At 47.5% G+C, this 17609-nt stretch carries 17 protein-coding genes; 9 read left to right on the forward strand and 8 right to left on the reverse strand.

Going from position 1 to position 17609, the window contains the following annotated elements; all coding sequences use genetic code 11:
• Position 1 precedes the first annotated feature (1 nt).
• From ACQW03_RS22615 to ACQW03_RS22625, 3 genes are all read left to right on the forward strand, one after another.
• Positions 2–1264 carry a multi-tm2 domain protein gene (locus tag ACQW03_RS22615; protein ID WP_220029773.1) on the forward strand — a complete coding sequence of 421 codons (1263 nt, stop codon included), beginning with the start codon at positions 2–4 and terminating at the stop codon, positions 1262–1264.
• A 4-nt stretch (positions 1265–1268) separates the two neighbouring features.
• Positions 1269–2051: a hypothetical protein gene (locus ACQW03_RS22620; RefSeq protein WP_220029772.1), complete on the forward strand. Its 783-nt coding sequence runs from the start codon at positions 1269–1271 to the stop codon at positions 2049–2051.
• Between the two features lie 164 nt (positions 2052–2215).
• On the forward strand, positions 2216–2827 hold the full coding sequence (locus ACQW03_RS22625) for a flavin reductase family protein (RefSeq protein WP_441951820.1): 612 nt from the start codon (positions 2216–2218) through the stop codon (positions 2825–2827).
• A 203-nt stretch (positions 2828–3030) separates the two neighbouring features.
• Here the strand turns inward: ACQW03_RS22625 and ACQW03_RS22630 are convergent, their stop codons facing one another.
• From ACQW03_RS22630 to ACQW03_RS22660, 7 genes are all read right to left on the reverse strand, one after another.
• On the reverse strand, positions 3031–3687 hold the full coding sequence (locus tag ACQW03_RS22630; protein WP_441951822.1) for a methylthioribulose 1-phosphate dehydratase: 657 nt from the start codon (positions 3685–3687) through the stop codon (positions 3031–3033).
• Positions 3688–4365, reverse strand: a complete 678-nt coding sequence (locus tag ACQW03_RS22635; RefSeq protein ID WP_441951824.1) for a 2-hydroxy-3-keto-5-methylthiopentenyl-1-phosphate phosphatase — start codon at positions 4363–4365, stop codon at positions 3688–3690.
• Positions 4362–5573: a 2,3-diketo-5-methylthiopentyl-1-phosphate enolase gene (locus tag ACQW03_RS22640; protein ID WP_441951826.1), complete on the reverse strand. Its 1212-nt coding sequence runs from the start codon at positions 5571–5573 to the stop codon at positions 4362–4364. Before ACQW03_RS22640 ends, ACQW03_RS22635 begins: the two co-directional genes overlap by 4 nt.
• Positions 5570–6436, reverse strand: a complete 867-nt coding sequence (gene proC, locus ACQW03_RS22645) for a pyrroline-5-carboxylate reductase (protein ID WP_071641343.1) — start codon at positions 6434–6436, stop codon at positions 5570–5572. The genes ACQW03_RS22640 and proC overlap by 4 nt, the downstream gene beginning before the upstream one ends.
• 39 nt (positions 6437–6475) lie before the next feature.
• On the reverse strand, positions 6476–7768 hold the full coding sequence (locus ACQW03_RS22650; protein ID WP_076293063.1) for a glutamate-5-semialdehyde dehydrogenase: 1293 nt from the start codon (positions 7766–7768) through the stop codon (positions 6476–6478).
• 12 nt (positions 7769–7780) lie between these two features.
• Positions 7781–8986, reverse strand: a complete 1206-nt coding sequence (gene proB / locus ACQW03_RS22655; RefSeq protein ID WP_220029766.1) for a glutamate 5-kinase — start codon at positions 8984–8986, stop codon at positions 7781–7783.
• A 241-nt stretch (positions 8987–9227) separates the two neighbouring features.
• The gene (locus ACQW03_RS22660; RefSeq protein WP_441951830.1) at positions 9228–10409 is read right to left on the reverse strand and encodes a pyridoxal phosphate-dependent aminotransferase; all 1182 of its coding nucleotides are present in this window, start codon (positions 10407–10409) and stop codon (positions 9228–9230) included.
• A gap of 176 nt (positions 10410–10585) precedes the next feature.
• On the opposite strand from ACQW03_RS22660, the gene ACQW03_RS22665 reads away from it, so the two are divergent.
• The 5 genes from ACQW03_RS22665 (at position 10586) to ACQW03_RS22685 (ending at position 14457) form a co-directional block, all read left to right on the forward strand.
• Positions 10586–11404, forward strand: coding sequence for a carbon-nitrogen family hydrolase (locus ACQW03_RS22665; RefSeq protein ID WP_076293066.1), 819 nt, complete (start codon positions 10586–10588; stop codon positions 11402–11404).
• A 22-nt stretch (positions 11405–11426) separates the two neighbouring features.
• Entirely contained in the window at positions 11427–12707 is a 1281-nt protein-coding gene (locus ACQW03_RS22670) for an XRE family transcriptional regulator (protein WP_441951832.1), read from the forward strand.
• A 235-nt stretch (positions 12708–12942) separates the two neighbouring features.
• Positions 12943–13362, forward strand: a complete 420-nt coding sequence (locus ACQW03_RS22675; RefSeq protein ID WP_071641335.1) for a hypothetical protein — start codon at positions 12943–12945, stop codon at positions 13360–13362.
• 71 nt (positions 13363–13433) lie between these two features.
• A complete protein-coding gene (locus ACQW03_RS22680) occupies positions 13434–14234 on the forward strand; it encodes a hypothetical protein (RefSeq protein WP_441951834.1) in 801 nt (266 codons plus the stop codon).
• Between the two features lie 82 nt (positions 14235–14316).
• Entirely contained in the window at positions 14317–14457 is a 141-nt protein-coding gene (locus tag ACQW03_RS22685; protein ID WP_179085902.1) for a hypothetical protein, read from the forward strand.
• 337 nt (positions 14458–14794) lie between these two features.
• Here ACQW03_RS22685 and ACQW03_RS22690 read toward each other — a convergent pair whose 3' ends face one another.
• The gene (locus ACQW03_RS22690) at positions 14795–15712 is read right to left on the reverse strand and encodes a LysR family transcriptional regulator (RefSeq protein ID WP_076293069.1); all 918 of its coding nucleotides are present in this window, start codon (positions 15710–15712) and stop codon (positions 14795–14797) included.
• Positions 15713–15984: 272 nt separating this feature from the next.
• On the opposite strand from ACQW03_RS22690, the gene ACQW03_RS22695 reads away from it, so the two are divergent.
• A complete protein-coding gene (locus ACQW03_RS22695) occupies positions 15985–17586 on the forward strand; it encodes an ABC transporter substrate-binding protein (RefSeq protein ID WP_441951837.1) in 1602 nt (533 codons plus the stop codon).
• Positions 17587–17609: the final 23 nt, after the last annotated feature.

A 17609-nucleotide genomic window follows, 5' to 3' on the forward strand; every position in this document is an offset into this window, starting at 1 on the left:
GATGCCTTATGCGGAAAGAAGCAAGCTCTTGGCATTTCTATTGAACATCATTCCCGGTGTGGGACACTACTACTGGACCAGAAAAGCCAATGCGTTTGTATACACCATTTTGTTTTTCGGATGTCTGGCGGGAGGATTATTTTTTTCAGTGGTATCAAGAGACGAATTACCTTTATTGGCCAGTATGTTTGTTGCCGCTCTTTTTTGGGGGCTGAGTATGCTGCATATCATTATTAGCTTGTTGCGTTATGATCCTCGTGCAGCTGCTGTTCCATATCCCCCACATGCAGGACCCAATCCATATGGTTATTACTCGCAAAGTGGGCCTTATGGACATGCAGGTTCAACGGGAGAGGTACCGGAGGGGGCAACAGACGCGGATACGGATGCACCGGGAGCAGGAATGGGATATGGCCCGGGCTATAACCATTATCAACAAGGACACTATGGTATGGCAGGAGCACCTGCTTTTCAAAAAGGATCGGAGAATGAACGCTTTTTTACGATTTTGCTGTCGTTCATTCCTGGATTGGGACACCTTCATTTGGGGCTGATGCAGCGTGGTTTGTCTTTTCTGCTATCTTTCTTTGGCTTTGGAGCGATCCTCGTTTTTATTACCAGCATTACAAACGAATCCGGATTTTTGGCGTTTGCCGGCGTGCTGCCAATCATTTGGCTGTATTGCATGTTTGATGCGGTGCAGCATGTACATCGCAAACAAGCGGGAGAAATGCTTCAGGACCGGACTTTGTTTGAGGAACTGGAGCATGGAAGAGTAGAGGGACGGCGGAGTAAAATGCTGGCTACCATTTTATCGGTATTTCCCGGTGCTGGACATATGTATATCGGTTTGCAAAAGCGTGGACTTCAGCTCATGCTCCTGTTTTTAGGAGGCATCTATGTACTGGACGTGCTACATCTTTCACTCTTTTTGTTCCTGATTCCGGTGGTTTGGTTTTACAGCTTTTTTGATGCGTTGCAGCAAGTAAGCCGCTATGGACGGGAGCCGCTGATCGACAAGCCTGTGATCGGTATGTTTGCACAATATCACCGCTGGGTAGGCTTGGGGCTGCTATTGTTGGGCGCCTATTACATCTTAATCAACGTACTAGTTCCTACTTTGGATCGTCTGTTTCCGAATGGAGAGATTTATAATCTGGTTGACATGTATCTACGGACGATTATCGTATCCTTATTGTTGATTGGCGGTGGTATTTGGATGATGATCGGGAATTCCAAATCTAAACGAGTAAAGGAGAAGTAATAGAATGGATACTGAGTTTTCAAAGAGTGAGGCTCCCTTTAAGGGAGCCCATCATCCTCATAGCGATGGAGGAGGCTCCACAGGTATATTTGGTACATCATCTAACAAAAATAGTTCCTCTAAAGCGTCAAACGCTCCGGCAGGGGTGTGGAAAGTCGGAAGGCTGTCAATGGGACTTTTCCTCGTCCTGCTGGGGGGCATAACGTTTGCCTCCAAGTTTTGGGGAGCGGGCATACTGGACCAGGCTTTGACCTGGTGGCCTGTCGTTTTTGTTTTGCTGGGATTGGAAATTTTAATGTATACAGCTTGGAAAGGGACGCGTGAGCGCATTCGTTATGATTTATTCAGTATGTTTATTACGGCGGTATTGGTTTTTTGCTGTATCGGATTTGCTTTGGTCAGTTCATTGGGGATCACTCCGCAAGTCAGAGAAATAATGAGTTCGGTTCAGGAAACAAGGGTTCTCCCAGACTGGCATGAAAAACTGCCTGCCGGAGTGACCAAGGTGATTGTACAGGGAGAAGATCCTTATGCGGTCAAAATTGATGCAACCACCTCACCGGAGGTGCATGTGTTCGGGAGTTATGTATACACAGGCAAAGAGGACGAAATAAAGGGGCAAGATTTATATCAGACCAAGCAAATCGGTGATACCTTGTATGTATTACTGGGTCAAATTCCGACACGTTTTATGCAGACTCAGCAGCAGCTTGATGTTACGATTGCTGTACCTGAGGGAATTACGGTTACTGTGCGCGATAGCAGAGGAAATATAATTGAAAAATAGGGAGATCTTCCGGCTCCAACTTTACATTTCGTATCATTCACGCGATACTGAAAGGGAAGCCTGAGATGTCATCCATGTCGCTAGCTAATGGTGTATTTGCTTGTCAGGCGAAACTTGATGATGTGCAGTCGAATAGCGATTGTGATCGGAAATGAGGGAGAAAAATGATTTCGTTGAATCCTGACACGCTTACAGGGCGTGAAAATTATAAGCTGTTGACCGGAAGTATCATCCCAAGGCCGGTAGCCTTTGTAACGACTTTGAGCAGTGAAGGGATGCTGAATGGTGCGCCATTCAGTTATTTTTCCATCGTAGCTTCTGAACCGCCACTGCTGTCTGTATCCGTACAACGTGTTGATGGAGTACCCAAAGATACAGCACGTAATGCGATGGAGCATAAGGCTTTTGTCGTACATATCACAGACGAGGACAATGTGGGAGCGGTGAATGTGACGGCTTCCCGTCTGTTGCCGCAGGAGAGTGAGGTTACACTGGCAGGCCTTACCCCGGTCAAAAGTACAAAAATCGAAGTTCCCGGTGTGGCAGAAGCGAAAATACGTATGGAATGTATTCTGGAACAGGTAATACCGTTGGGAGGCAAGGAGGACACACCTGCCTGTGATCTGTTAATCGGACGCGTAGTGCAGTATCATTTGTCCGAGGAAGCGTATCAAAATACGTATGTGATTGCTAAGGAGTTGCGTCCAGTAAGTCGCTTGGCTGGGAACAACTATGCGAAGCTAGGAGAGCAATTCACGCTGGAGCGTCCCCAATAGGGGGCGTTTTTTTTACAGCATATCCAAAATTATATCAGAAGGATTCTTATTCATCATATTTCCTTTTATGTCGCTAGTAGAATAGAAATACCCTTATTATAAAAAAAGAGAACGTTCCTGTGCTATCGCTTAGGCTCCGTTCTCGATATTCAATGACCACTTTTACAAATAAGGATACGCATCTTTGATATTTATGAGTTTATTTACTTCAAAGTTTTCAGCAGCAGGGAGCGATAGGTCGTTTCAAACAAAAATTCAAACGCCTCCAAATGCTTTTTGGCCTCAAATATATCACTGCCCCACGCATAAATGCCGTGGTTACGCAATAAAATTCCAGGCACCTGATTATTCAGCACACCGGGCACCAGCTTGGCAATCGAAGCAATATCTGCGTAATTAGGCAGCACAGGAATATCAATCGCAGCATTTTCTTCCCAAATGTTAAAAGCCTTGATCAGCTCAATACCTTGGATAGGTACAGCACCTTGCTCACCGTAATATTCGGAAATCAGATTGTTAAACACGGTATGCACATGAAAAACGGCTCCGCAGCCTGTCAGGCGGTAAATTTCGCAATGTATAAGCGTCTCTGCGCTTGGCTTGAGGTTTGTCGCTTCTGCCGCTTTTCCGTACTGGTCTACGAACAGAAAATCTTCCGGAGTACGCTTGGTTTTATCCTTGCCGCTGGCGGTGACTGCAAAATAAAATTGTTCGGGATGAAAGTCACCGATTCGGATCGACAAATTGCCGCTCGTGCCTGGGAACCAGTTGCGAGATGCGAATAGTTCTTTGACATCAGCGAGTTCTTCAAGTGCGTGGCGTTTTTCTTCCAATGAAATGTCTGCCAAGTTAAAACTCATTTACAGCACCCCTTGCTCCTGTTTTTGCTTTAAATCCTCGACAATGTCATCAAATGTTTCAAAGGGTACATGTGGTACGCCAAGCTCTTGACACTTTAAAGTCAGATGCGAACGGGAGTACACAAGATCGGCAATTTTAGCTCCTTCAAAATCGGTCAGGCTGTCGCCGATCAAAATCCGTTCGTATTGTTCGGAAGGGTATTGACGAATCACAGTCGTTTTACACATGCCACAATCATTTGTACACGGTTCCTCACAAGGATGCGGCCACGTAATCTGGATGCGATCCCCGGAAAAATCCGCTCCGTTGCAATAGATGTGGTCGTGTGGAATATCGAAGGGTTTTAACAATGGATCAATAAAAAAATCAATGCCGCCACTGGTGACGAAAAATTGAATCTGCTGCTCTCGTACATAGTCCAAAAAGCGTGCAAAGCCCTCGCGTATACCAGCTTGTCCAAGTACATATGAGATAATTTCGTCCTTTTGCTCCGAAGACATGAGGGCAAACATCGCACCTACGCCTTCACGAATAGATGTATGCCCATTTACGATCTGATGCATGATGGGCTCACAGCCTGCAGGCTGAAAATGCTTCATAATGGCAACAATATTGTCGCTGTTCGTAATTGTCCCGTCAAAATCGCAAAAAATGACGGGCTTCTTTGCTATGCTCATCGTTCGCCTCCCCATGTGTCGAGCGCAGATTGCAGCTCGGGGTGAGTGCGGGCGTATTCTGCCAGCGGGACATTTTGCTGTACCGCTTCAATCGCCTGCACAAAGGCGCGCCCACCAGCTTCTGTACCCAGCGGATGACCGTGAATTCCGCCCCCGGCGTTGACAACCACGTCAGTACCAAAGTCACGTACAATTAACGGCACGAGGCCCGGGTGAATCCCTGCGGAAGGGACCGGCATACTGGCCTTCAGCGGTAGATCAGGGGTGATCAGCTCATCGCGGATCGCCATGTTTTCCTCACGCGGCATTGTCACTGAGCCGTAGGGAGAAGGGAAGAGGACGAGGTCAGCGCCAGCCAGCCGCATAAGCTGACCGAGTAGGACGGACGCCGAAATACCATAATACGGCGATGGATAAGCAGCTCCCGCCAACGAAGGATGGGCTGCAATCGGCACCGAGACGGCAGGATCGCTGCTAAGTTCATGCAGCACATCGTAACCGTAGGCCAACACGTTAAACAGTAACGCGTTGGCACCCGCATCAATGGCCTTGAGAGCTTGCGCCTTAAGCTGCGAGGTTGGCCCCGTTAAATTAGCGGCATACAGCAGCTTTTTACCGGTTTCACGCTCAGCCGCTTCGGCGGCTTTGATGCAGGCTTCAACACGTTTTTCAATCGGCGTCAGCGCGTTTTCAAACAAGATCTCGTCGTCCTTGATCAGATCAACGCCACCGAGAGCCTGCCGGGTAAACTGTTCACGAAGTTCGTCCAAATTGAGTCCAATCACAGATTTGAAAATGCTCATGAGCAGAGGGCGATCATGCACGCCAAGCTGCTCGCGCAAGCCGCTGATACCGAATTTCGGTCCCGGAAAAGCAGAGCGGAATGCTTCCGAAAAACCGAGCTTCGTTAGCTTAATTCGGCCGTCCATCGAAATTTTGCCGAAGACCGTGACCAGCAGTGCGGGAATATCCCGGCTGAAGTTGACATCCGGGTAAGCGATGGTCAGGTCGGCGTACCGTTCACCAGGACCTCCATCGTGAATATCCACAAAATGAACCGAGCCAAGATGCTTTTGCATCGCGTCCCGTTTGGCTTGCGGGAGCTCAGTCCAGCTGCCCACCGTCATGCCGATGGCAATAGATTGGGCCTTTTGGTTAAAATCGGCTTTGTCATCGTATACCCGGTAGGTCGCCAAGCAATAGCTCATTCAATTCCCTCCTTGAGTACAGCTCCCATCTCGCGGGATCGTTCAGCGCACCGCTGCACCGCCGCAATCACCGTTTCGTAGAAGTCACCTTTGTCTAGCATTTCCAATGCAGCTACCGTAGAGCCATTAGGAGACATGATTTTGTGGCGAAGGGCAGAAGGCTCCTCTCCGGTTTGCTGCACCATGCGTGCCGCTCCAAGCGCGGTTTGCACCGTTAGTTCGTGCGCTTGCTCAGGGGTCAAGCCACCACGGATTCCCCCGGCAATCATGGCTTCCATCAGGTAGTAGACATAGGCAGGGCCGCTTCCAGATATCCCGGTCAAAACATCCATTTTCTCTTCTTCTATAACCGTTACCGTACCTACAGATTCGAACATCGTAAGCACGTTTTTACGCTGGTTTTCGCTGATCTCCTTGGAAAAGCTAATGCCTGTGGCTCCCAGCCCAATTGAGCTGGATGTATTGGGCATCGTCCGTGCGATCGGCTGCTTGCGACCCAGCAACGTTTGCATCGTACGAATGGACAATCCGGCGATTACCGAAATGATCAGCTGCTCATCAGACAGCAGTGGGCCGAGCTGTCCAAGTGCTTGTGCAGCATCCTTGGGCTTCATGGCAAGCACAATGACCGGAGAACGACGCAGAAGCTCGGTTTTGGCGGCATCCTCGGTTTGGAACAAGACTCCATATTGCTTTTGAAGTTCTTCAAGGCGAGCCTGATTACTGCGGTTGATGACGGTAATACCACTACGTTTGACGACAGAACGAGCCGTCATTCCGCGAATAATAGCCTCTGCCATTGATCCTGCCCCGAAAAATGTAATTTGCTCATTAATTAAAACCTTTGATTGTGATTCACACATAGATTCATAACCTCCAAGGATACAGATTGATTTATGTTATTATTCCCTGATTTGTCCAGTACCGTACACGCGATATTTGGTTGAAGTCAAGGCAGGCAATCCCATTGGGCCGCGGGCATGTAATTTTTGTGTGCTGATTCCGATCTCGGCACCAAACCCAAACTCGAAACCATCCGTGAAGCGAGTGGATGCATTGTGATACACGGCTGCCGCGTCCACTTCTTGCAGAAAACGCTCGACATGGGCTTTGTCCTCGGTGACAATGCACTCTGAATGCATCGTGCCGTAACGGGCAATATGCTCCAGTACTTCGTCCAAATTGTTTACGACCTTGACGTTCATAATGTAATCATTATACTCGGTGCCATAATCCTCTTCAGTGGCAGAAACAGCCCAAGGAGCCAATTCTCGTGTGCGTGCGCAGCCGCGCAGCTCAACCCCCGCATCCCGAAAGCGTTCTGCCAATCCTGTTAAGTGTACTTGTGCAAAATCCGAGTGTACGAGCAATGTTTCCATCGAGTTGCACACGGACGGTCTTTGCACCTTGGCATTGAGTGTAATCGCTTCGGCCATTGCTGCATCCGCTGTAGCGTCCAAAAAGGTATGGCATACACCAGCCCCGGTTTCGATGACAGGTACGGTAGCGTTCTGAACAACGTTTTGAATGAGTGAACGCCCGCCGCGTGGAATAATTACATCCAGCAAGCCGTTCAAGGTGAGCATTTCGTTGACCGAGGCACGGTCTGAATCTTCAATAAGTTGAAGTGCCTCGCGTGGCACGGCTGTTGCGTCTAGCGCCTGCTGGAGTACTTCGATAATCTTGCGGTTGGAGAAGAGGGCTGCCGAACCACCGCGCAGCACAACCGGATTGCCTGTTTTCAAGCACAGGCCCGCCGCATCTACGGTTACATTTGGACGCGCTTCATATATGATGCCGATGACACCCAGCGGTACACGTATCTTCTCAATTCGTAGACCGTTTGGGCGTTCAATTTGCTCAAGCGTGTCGCCGACCGGGTCAGGCAGTGCCACAATTTGGCGTAGTCCTTCGGCAATAGCCCCGATTCGATCCTCGGTCAGCTTGAGGCGGTCGAGCAGCGACTCGGATGTTCCCTGTTCCCGTCCACGTTTCAGGTCATTATGGTTTGCTGCAATCAGCTCTTCAGTATGATTTACTAGAGCTTCAGCCATAGCAAGCAATGCTTCGTTTTTCTGTGCTGTAGTTAGGCGGTTCATGACCCCGGCACTTTTTTTGGCAAGATTGGCTTTGGTTCGTACTTCGCTAAACTTATTCTCCTCGGTTGCAGCTGTGTTAGTCGTTAAATCACTCATATTACGGCCTCCCTACATACATAATGTAATCCATTCATCCCTGTGGATCACCTCAAGCCGGTGAATGGGACCAATTTTGCCCACAACCTCGCCGCTGGGTAATCCTTGTACAATTCGGAGCTGTTCATCGTCATAATTGACGATGCCGCGTCCTAACACTTTATTTTCCGGTCCGAGCACCTCAACGACATCTCCGGCATGAAAGCTGCCTTCGACACGTCGTACGCCAACCGGAAGTAGACTGTGTCCTCCGTGAACCAACGCTTCCTCGGCCCCTTCGTCTACATGCACCGCGCCCAGAGGGGTGGACATAAATCCAAGCCATTGTTTTTTCATCGGAAGTGAAGAGAGGTGAGTGTCAAAATAAGTTCCCGGTCCGTGTCCTTCGACGGCTGCTTCTAGATCGCCATTCGCGCTTACACGTCCCACATATACAGGCACACCGCCGCGTGTAGCGACTTTGGCAGCTTCGATCTTGGATCGCATGCCGCCAGTACCTACAGATGATCCAGAACCTCCAGCTAATGCATAAATCTCCTCTGTAATTTCTTCGATACGTTCAAAACGTACGGCATTCGGATGCTTGCGCGGATCTGCCGTGTATACGCCATCGGTGTCCGTAATGATAATTAGATGCTGCGCTTTGACCAGATTGGCAACCAGCGCGGACAGCATATCGTTATCGCCGAATTTCAATTCGTCAATCGATACAGTATCATTTTCGTTAAAGATCGGGATAACCTGCTGGCGCAGCAATTCTTCTACGGTCATTCCGGCATTATTCATCCGTTTGCGGCTCAAAAAGTCACTACGGGTCAGTAGAACCTGCGCGATCACTAGGCCAAAATCTTTAAAAGCCTGCTCATAGGCCTGCATGAGAAGAGCTTGACCCACAGCCGCTGCCGCCTGCTTTTCATGCAGTAGCTTAGGGCGAAACGGGTACCCAATCTCTCTGAATCCGGCGGCTACTGCGCCTGATGTAACCAGCAGCACTTCATGACCTTTTGCACGAAGCAAGCTGATTTCCCGGGCAAAATAAGCGATGGCTTCCCGATTCAAGCCACCTTCCACTCCAGTTAGAGAGCTGCTTCCGATTTTAATGACGATTCGTGTTGACAAGACGTCCACTTCCTTAATTTTACTCTTTTTAATGCAAAAAAACTTCCATCCTTTGTATGCAAAGGACGAAAGTTTGTGCTTCCGCGGTACCACCTTCATTGATGATTCATGATCATCCCACTTGAAACCTGTTAACGGCAGGGACCGCCTGATTGCGCAGGGCGCTCGGGGATAGGAGTTGGGAGAGAGTCCAGGTAAATTCTTGCAGCCTATCGGAATTTACTCTCTGAACAGGACCGAGTCTCTCTTAATAGTCCCTTCAACGCGCTAAATGATATTGGATACAGAATACCACGAAAAGACCAGGTTTGGCAAAGAAGTTGTAGCTGGAAAATACGGCTTAACCAAACAGGTTTAGCTTGCCAATTCGATCAGCCGCCTCGGTCAGTCGAGCTTCTGAGCTCAGCAGTCCCACTCGCACATATCCTTCGCCGCCACTCCCGAAGCCGATCCCTGGAGCGACAGCCACCTTGGCTTCCCGCAACAACAGATCAGCAAAAGAAGTGGAAGTATAGCCCTGCGGCACAGGCAACCAACTGAAAAAGGAGCCGCTTGGGCGCGTCGCCTTCCAGCCTATTTGCCCAAGTGCATCATAAAAAGCGTTACGGCGTGATTCATAGCGGGCTACCAGCTCGCCTACGCAGTTCTGCGAGGCCGTCAAGGCTGTCGCCGCCGCTGCCTGAATGCCGCCAAACAAGCTTACATAAATATGATCCTGCAGCAGATTAATCATCGAGATGATTTCGGCATTACCGAGCGCGAAACCAACACGCCAGCCTGCCATATTGTACGTTTTGGACAAGGTATAGAACTCAATCCCCACGTCTTTAGCACCCTCAGCCTGTAGGAAGCTTACCGGACGTTCGCCATCAAATCCAATAGCGCCATAGGCGAAATCACTGGCAACTACAATACCGTTACGTTGCGCGAATTCAACCGTATCCTTGTAAAAGGAAAGTGGAGCCGTTGCCGAGGTTGGATTATTCGGATAGTTAAGGAACATTAACTTGGCGCGGCGGCGGTCTTCCTCGGAAATGGCTTCATAGTCGGGCAGAAAACGGTTCTCTTCTTTTAATGGGAGAAAAGACATTTCCGCTTTAGCCAAGGCTACACCAGACCAGTAGTCCGGGTAGCCGGGATCAGGGACGAGACACACATCGCCGGGATTGAGTAAGACTTGCGGCAGCTGAACCAAACCCGTTTTTCCGCCAAACAGGATGGTGACCTCGGTTTCAGGGTTGAGCGTCACACCGTAATCCTCCTGATAGCGCTGGGCAACGGCTTCCTTGAGAAAGCTGTAACCGCGAAATGGCGAATATTTATGATACAGCGGATTATCCGCTGATTCCTGCAAAGCTTTTACAATATGAGAAGGAGTGGGAGTGTCGGGGTTCCCCTGTCCGAGATTAATGACATCATGCCCCGCCGCGATTTCACGGTTTACATTTTGTACAAGTGTGGCAAAAAATTGAGTGGGTAACTGTTTCATGACGTCAGCGGAGGGAATAGAAAAATGAGTCATCAATTCACACGACCTTTTGGAATGTTTTAAGAAATAATCTATCACGATTTTACCGAGTTGTATAGGGGGGATTAAGCTTGCATGGTTGCGTAATCCAGACTGATCGGGCTATGATGGGAGAAAATACCGGACAATGGGCCACGGGAAGCTCTGGCTCACAAGGAGGATGAAGGATTTTGACGTATCAGGAAGCTCAGCCGTTCAGTGTTGCACTCATACAAGCTCACATAGAGATAGGAAATCCCCCGGAAAACCGCAGTCATATCCGAGCTTTAATGGAACAAGCGATGAAAGTCGAACTGAAGCCGGATCTGATTGTCCTGCCGGAAATGTGGAACACAGGCTATGCCTTAGATCGCATTCATGAGCTGGCGGACAAGGAAGGGACGGAGACTCGGGCATGGATAGCAGCATTCGCTGCCACCCATGAAGTGAACGTAGTAGCTGGGTCGATCGCAGAGAAAAAAAGCGACGGTCATGTGTATAATACGATGCTCGTTTTTGACCGAACAGGCAGAGAGGTTGCTTCGTATTCCAAGATTCATCTATTCCGACTTATGGATGAAGAAAAATATTTGCAGCCTGGCGAAGAAAAGATTTTATTTGCACTGGATGGCGGGATTCGAGCAGGTGCGTCGATCTGCTATGATATTCGTTTTCCTGAACTAGCCCGTAGTTTGGCCCTGTCGGGCGCAAATTTGCTGATCGTACCCGCAGAATGGCCTCATCCCCGACTTCATCACTGGCGCACCTTGCTAACCGCACGTGCAATAGAAAATCAAATGTATGTCATTGCTTGTAACCGGGTAGGTCGCAGCGGAGATACTGATTTCTTCGGGCATTCGCTTATTATTGATCCATGGGGAGAAATCATTGCGGAGGGCGGAGAGCAGGAGGAGATCATCACAGGAACGATTGAGTCTGCCTTAGTGCAGGACGTACGTGGTCGTATTCCGGTGTTTGAAGATCGGCGTCCCTCACTGTATGACCGATAATCAGTGTAGAAAGGAATACTCCATGCTTAAGGAACGCATTGAATTTTTGTGTAAAAAGAAAAATCTGTCCCGTAAAGAGCTGGTAGACGGGCTAGTGACACCCGCACATTTTGCAAATATACTGGCTGACCGTTACCCGTTGGCAGAGGATTTGGCCGAGCAAATTGCTGGGCGTTTAGGTGTAAACCCATCCTACCTTTTGCGTGTAGCGGCAGAGGATGAGGAGACGCTGGCTACAGCGGATAAGATTTTCACAGAGCTGTCCAAGCTGGCTAATCCTGCCACGGAAAGCTATGTGGATCTACTGGAGGATCGCAACGATTCGCTTGTGGTGGAAATGACGACTTACTTGATGAAGGCCGTTTATTACCAGCAATTAAATGACCCAACGGCCTATGAATATTTACATCAAACCTATTTGAATTTTTATTTGGAGAAGTTTGGTCGTTCGGATGAGGTAGAGCTGCCCGCACCGCTAAAAAAAGCAATTTTATTTTATAAAATCCAGTATTTCCGCTCGAAAAATCATTATTATGATGTGCTGAATAACGTTACGCAGCTAAGCCGTCTGGTGGAAGAGGGGACGGAAAACTGGCTGAATGCGCAAAACATTATGATGGAGGCCTGTATTCAGGTTAAGCAATTTGATCAGGCGAAGCAGGTATTCGAGCAGACGATGCGCAGGGTATATGATGATCGGCTTTTTCACCGATTGACGGGCCTGTATGTGGCTTACAGCGGATATTGTTTTGCTATGGGTTCTGTACAGGAAGCACTGTTAACGTTGTCTATGGCTGAGGCCAATTTGGTGTATTTGGAAAATGCGGCAGATATGCTCACGACCATCTTGAACAACCGGATTATAATGCTGACATCGATTGGCGAGCTGGATAAGGCTTTGGAGGAAGTAGCGCGTTTTGAAGCGCTGGTGAGCCGGGAGCGGGAGGAAATGCAGCAGATGATGCTGCCCGTTACGCTAATTTATCGCTGTGAGATTGCCTTTTCGCGAAAAAATTGGGGGCTTCTCTCACAGCATTTGGATCAACTGCGTAAAACAAATCTGACAACAGATCAGCAAATGGGGCTTGATTTTTATGAGAGCCAACTGGCGCTTGCCCAAGGGAATCAGGACACCTTTTGGATGCATGCCTTGCAATGCTTGCCTTATTTTGAAGCTATCCAGCATCCAACGCGGCTTGAACAGTTATATGAAACGCTGGCAGTTGTGTCCGAGGACAGTCGTCGTTATAAAGAATCATCGGCGTATTATCGCAAATTGGTCTATCTTTTGCGTAAAAAATAGCCTGAATTCACTGGTTTTTCACAAAACTATCGGATGATCGTGCGAATGAATACTTCGAAGTGCGCAAAATTTTGTGCAAACCGTGCCAAAGTTCAAAAATAAACCGACAAAATACAGGTTAAAGCTCCTGTTTTTCCGGTTTTTTTGTATGCGCCAAAACGTATTGTGATGTCAGATACCGTCTTCTATACTGAATTCATAAGGTACGACAATACAAAATACGAGGTGCAACCACATGATGAACTTTTTCGGTAAGAAGAAAAAACAGCAGGATGCGATAGAACATGCAGATCAACTGATGAATAAAGGTTTGTCCGGATTATTTATGAAAGGTTTAGTACCCAAAGAGCATCGGGAACAGATTAACCAAAGCCTAAACTCGGCAAGACAAGCTCAAACGGCGGCTAACGGTGGTTTGGCAATGGCAGCGACTGCGGTTGTTATTTCGGTAACAGATACCGGGAAGCTCGTGAATTTTGATCCGATCGTGGTGCTAGTGCTAGATGTGACGGAAGTAAACGGTAATCGATATCCAAAAACGTTGGAAACGCTCGTATCCAAGCTGCAAATTCCGCGGCCTGGAGATACGGTGGGTCTGGGGAGCAATCCGGTAAATTCATCGGAGCTGATTTATATGGGTCTGGTGACAGCATAAATGAGTAGGTCGTTTCACCTTTCTGGCTGACATATAATTTGAACAGATGATTGAAAAAGGGGTTTTGGAGGATGAAAGGATTTTTAAGTATGATCGGGGTACTTTTGGTGTTTGGTGTAGGCTTCTCACCATTTTTGGCAAACTATTTATGGGATGATCCATTTGTGATTATGGATGCCCCGTGGTATAGACCGTTAATTTATATAGGCTTTGCGCTTATTTTTCTACCTGGCATTTTAGGTGTGTTTTTTGGAGGTGGTAAGGTCAAGAAGGGTGTTCCTGGGGTTGGGATTATTACAAGTGTTCAGCAAACAGGGACTTATGTAAACAATCAGCCGCAGGTAAAGCTCGGGTTGACTGTAACCAAACATGGAGAAGAGAAATATGATACTGCTTTGACGACGATTGTTCCTTTGACTTCCATGGCTCAATTTCAACCAGGCTCGATCATTCCGTTGGTCGTATCGGAGATAGATAAATTGAAAGTAGGACTTGACCTGAAAGGGCAGGTGTCGCAGACGGATTTGCAAGCGTTAATGAATGAGCAAATGGTCAAGCAGGGCGTATCGTCTGAGCTGATGGAAATTGCCAAAACCGGTGAGCAGGCATATGCGAAGGTGCTGGATGTCACACCCATGGGGGAAGCAGGACCTAATAAAATTAAGCTTCAATTTACGCTGAGTGTTACGAAAAACAACGGCGATACATTTAATGTAACCACGCAAAAGGATGTTTTTTCTTCCCAACTATCCAAGCTGCAGCAAGGAAGTATTATAGAGGTCATTTATTCACCTCAAGATCCTTCGAAATTGGTCTTTAAAACACAAGTGAGTGAAGCCGAGGTACAGCAAGCATTTGGTTCTTCTCGATAATAAAAAAATTTTTCGATACCTGTTTCAGTTACAGCCCATAGGTGTATTATAATAGTATCCCGACACCAGGAGGTTGATAACGATGGATAACCAAAGTAGATCCGAACTGGCGAATAGGGATGGCCTGTCACGGCCGAGAGGCTTAAATAGACAGGTTGTCGGAAACAATTATGAAATGGGCTATGATCAGGATAAAAGTCCACCAAATTTAGGGAGACCCTGATCACAAAAAGGCGAGGACAGGCACTTGGATCACACAGCACATTGGAACTGAGGTAGGACATTCTTGGGAGACCAAGGCTAGAGACCTTAAGGAAAGAAGTGATGCGGGATGGATAAAGTGGAGTTTCCGAGCAAGCGTAAAGTAATCAGGCGAGGCTGACATGAAATTCAAATGAACATGAAATGTGGTTCGTTAAGGACAGATGGAAGCAACATCGCAACAGTGTAATCGAACCCGTAAAGTAAATGAAGTATTGAAAGTATAGGGGCGAAGCCCCGGGACCATCTTCTTCTCTGGCTTTGGCTGGGGAGGAAGACGGTCCTTTTTACATTCGAAGCTACTTTTGAGAAAGTTGCTCGACCGTTTCTCGGAAGGTATCAATAAAGGCTTCGGCAGCTTTAGACAAATAACGTCCGTTTCGGTAGGCAATGGCCAGGGTACGGCTAGGGGTAGGTTCGGCGAGTGGCAATAGTGCTGGAACAAACTCGCTGCTGGCGGCCCGGGCGATAAAACGGGGGACGAGTGTCACCCCCATACCTGTCGCTACGAGCGATTGGAGCGTCTCCATATTAGTACTCTCAAACACCACATTGGGTTCAAAGCCAGCTTGATGACACAAGTCCATCGTCAGCTTGCGAAAGCCTTGCCCTTTTTTCAGAACGACAAAAGGCTCATCTTTCAGTTCTTTCATATGCACAGGCTGCGGATGGTCTCCGCTTTTACGCAGGGCTAGGGGGTGACCCGGAGGAACGGCAAGATCAATCCACTCTTCACCGATCGGCACATAGGAAAGTGTAGGTTCTACTAATGGAAGAGATAGCAGGCTGAGATCTGTATCCCCACTGGCAGTTTTTTTCTCCAAATTCATGGATGAATCCTCGACCAACACGATTTCAATGTCCGGATGAGCTTTCTTGAATACAGGCAGCACATGCGGCAGCAAATGGGAACCTGTGATGGGCATACTGCCAACCACAACCTTCCCTTTTCGCAGTTGAGAAATGTCGTCCATTTCCTGCCGGAGCTGCTCGACTGCATCGACTATTTTTTTTGCCTTTTCCACAAAATTTGCTCCTGCATGTGTTAATTCCACCGTGCTGGTGTTACGTTGAAATAAAAGTACCCCAAGTTCTTTTTCCAGTTTGGACAATTGTTGGCTCAAAGAGGGCTGAGCAATATGCAGTTTTTCTGCTGCGCGTGAGAAGTTTTTTTCCGCTGCAATTTGCAGGGTGTATTGAAGTTGTCTGAATTCCATCGAGTTTTAAACCCCTTTTATACGCTTTTATTATGGTTGTCGGCTTATAAGCTTTACCTATTACTTCATAGACTGATTATACAATAATATAATGAAATTCCCAATCCCATATGAACTCCATGTGTTCACAAGCTGGAAAATCCCTATGTTTACTTTTATCTTTGATTTTATAAATTATGGTATTTAATTCTGTTTGACATGGCAAATGGGTTCATCCATAATATTATTCATATTAAAACAATATGTTTTATTGGGGAAAAGGGGGAAATGGGATGTCCAAACTTATTGTATCTTTTAGGAAACCGTTTTTGGTTGGATCTTTAGCATTTCTTTTATTGGTTCTCGTGGCAGGATGCTCCGGCTCCAAAAATGATGCAGATAAAAATACAAACGCAACTAACCCAAGCACAACCGCTGATCAACCTGCGGAAGGGGGAACCTTTACATATGGCCGCCCGGCTTCCGTAACCTCGTTTGATTTGCATAATCAGATTACATCAAATAATGCTTTTGCTATCGACAAAGTATTTGAGCCACTAGTCGCCTTTAACAGTGATGGAAAAATTGTGGATTGGCTTTCAGCGTCGCACAATATTAGCGCGAATGGATTAACCTATACTTTTGTTTTACGCGATGGCTTGAAATTTTCAGACGGTAAAGGAGTTACTGCCGAGGACGTGGTTTTTTCAATTCAGCGTCATTTGAATGTAGGAGGTCCTCTTGCAATAGCGGCACAGGTGGCTTCGCTTTCGGCTCAAGATGAAAAAACACTTGTAATTAAGCTTAAGGCGCCGTATACGCCGTTTATTTCTGAACTCTCAAACTTTTCCAACGGCATCCTTCCAAAGGATTTCGGCGGTGTCTCGGAAAAAGAATTCTTTAAGAATCCGGTCGGTACCGGTCCCTTCGTCGTTAAGAAATGGGATTCTGCCGGTGATCTTACTTTCAGCAAAAATAAATACTATTGGCAGAAAGGCAAGCCATATATCGATGAACTTGTCTACAAGCTCATTGAAGATGACAGCCAAGCGATTAACCAGCTGAAGGCTGGCGCGATAGATGCTATTGAGTCTGTAGCTCTTGAAAATGTAAATGAATTAAAACAAGGAACTGATACCAAGGTGGCGACCAATGGAAGCTGGGTGACAGAGCAATTGTTCTTCAATACCCTGGACGAGCATTTTTCGGATGTGCACGTTCGCCGTGCGCTGGCGTTGGCACTTGACCGTAATGGATTGACCAATGCGGTTACCTTTGGTTTCGCAAAGCCAGCCAATTCGCTTTTGCCGCCAGCCATTCCCTACAATACGAACGATACGATTAAAGCGCTCAGCTTTGATACGAACGCTGCCAAAGCAGAGCTTGCAAAATCAAAGTTCCCTAATGGGTTTTCTACAAAATTGCTCATTGCCTCTGGTAACAACTCAAGAACTCAGGAGGCACAGATTATTCAGGCGGCTGCCAAAACGATCGGCATAGACATTCAAATCGAGTCTGTTGAGTTGGCCTCATTCCGCGAGCGTTTCTTTGCCTATGATTTTTCGGCAATGATCAACAGCGGACAGGCGGATTCTCCAGAAGCCAACTCGATCCTCGCTTTCCAGACAGACCCGGAAGGCTTTAGCAAGTCGTACTGGACTCATTACACGAACAATGAAGTTACCAAGCTCCTGCACGAGGGGCAAAAAACACCTGATGGGGAAGAACGTGCGGGAATTTACGCCAAGCTTCAACAAATCCTTGCAGATGAGGTACCTTACATCCCGCTTTATTATCCGGATATTCTGAAAGGTGTTCGTTCTTCCATTGATGGCCTGGTCGTGCTTCCCAATAACAGCGTTCGTTTTGAAGATGTACGTGTGAAAGGTAATTAGATCCTTGACGGCCCACAATTTAT

It is taken from the genome of Paenibacillus sp. DRB1-1 (genome assembly GCF_052119485.1).
GTDB lineage: Bacteria > Bacillota > Bacilli > Paenibacillales > Paenibacillaceae > Paenibacillus > Paenibacillus polymyxa_B.

Bases quoted from the DNA above. Each gene is read 5' to 3' on its own strand.
- ACQW03_RS22660 (WP_441951830.1), bottom strand. From the start codon at position 10,409: ATGACTCATTTTTCTATTCCCTCCGCTGACGTCATGAAACAGTTACCC.
- ACQW03_RS22695 (WP_441951837.1), top strand. From the start codon at position 15,985: ATGTCCAAACTTATTGTATCTTTTAGGAAACCGTTTTTGGTTGGATCT.
- ACQW03_RS22675 (WP_071641335.1), top strand. From the start codon at position 12,943: ATGATGAACTTTTTCGGTAAGAAGAAAAAACAGCAGGATGCGATAGAA.
- proC (WP_071641343.1), bottom strand. From the start codon at position 6,436: ATGTGTGAATCACAATCAAAGGTTTTAATTAATGAGCAAATTACATTT.
- ACQW03_RS22625 (WP_441951820.1), top strand. From the start codon at position 2,216: ATGATTTCGTTGAATCCTGACACGCTTACAGGGCGTGAAAATTATAAG.
- ACQW03_RS22685 (WP_179085902.1), top strand. From the start codon at position 14,317: ATGGATAACCAAAGTAGATCCGAACTGGCGAATAGGGATGGCCTGTCA.
- ACQW03_RS22680 (WP_441951834.1), top strand. From the start codon at position 13,434: ATGAAAGGATTTTTAAGTATGATCGGGGTACTTTTGGTGTTTGGTGTA.
- proB (WP_220029766.1), bottom strand. From the start codon at position 8,986: ATGAAGGTGGTACCGCGGAAGCACAAACTTTCGTCCTTTGCATACAAA.
- ACQW03_RS22670 (WP_441951832.1), top strand. From the start codon at position 11,427: ATGCTTAAGGAACGCATTGAATTTTTGTGTAAAAAGAAAAATCTGTCC.
- ACQW03_RS22640 (WP_441951826.1), bottom strand. From the start codon at position 5,573: ATGAGCTATTGCTTGGCGACCTACCGGGTATACGATGACAAAGCCGAT.
- ACQW03_RS22615 (WP_220029773.1), top strand. From the start codon at position 2: ATGCCTTATGCGGAAAGAAGCAAGCTCTTGGCATTTCTATTGAACATC.
- ACQW03_RS22635 (WP_441951824.1), bottom strand. From the start codon at position 4,365: ATGAGCATAGCAAAGAAGCCCGTCATTTTTTGCGATTTTGACGGGACA.
- ACQW03_RS22650 (WP_076293063.1), bottom strand. From the start codon at position 7,768: ATGAGTGATTTAACGACTAACACAGCTGCAACCGAGGAGAATAAGTTT.
- ACQW03_RS22630 (WP_441951822.1), bottom strand. From the start codon at position 3,687: ATGAGTTTTAACTTGGCAGACATTTCATTGGAAGAAAAACGCCACGCA.
- ACQW03_RS22620 (WP_220029772.1), top strand. From the start codon at position 1,269: ATGGATACTGAGTTTTCAAAGAGTGAGGCTCCCTTTAAGGGAGCCCAT.
- ACQW03_RS22690 (WP_076293069.1), bottom strand. From the start codon at position 15,712: ATGGAATTCAGACAACTTCAATACACCCTGCAAATTGCAGCGGAAAAA.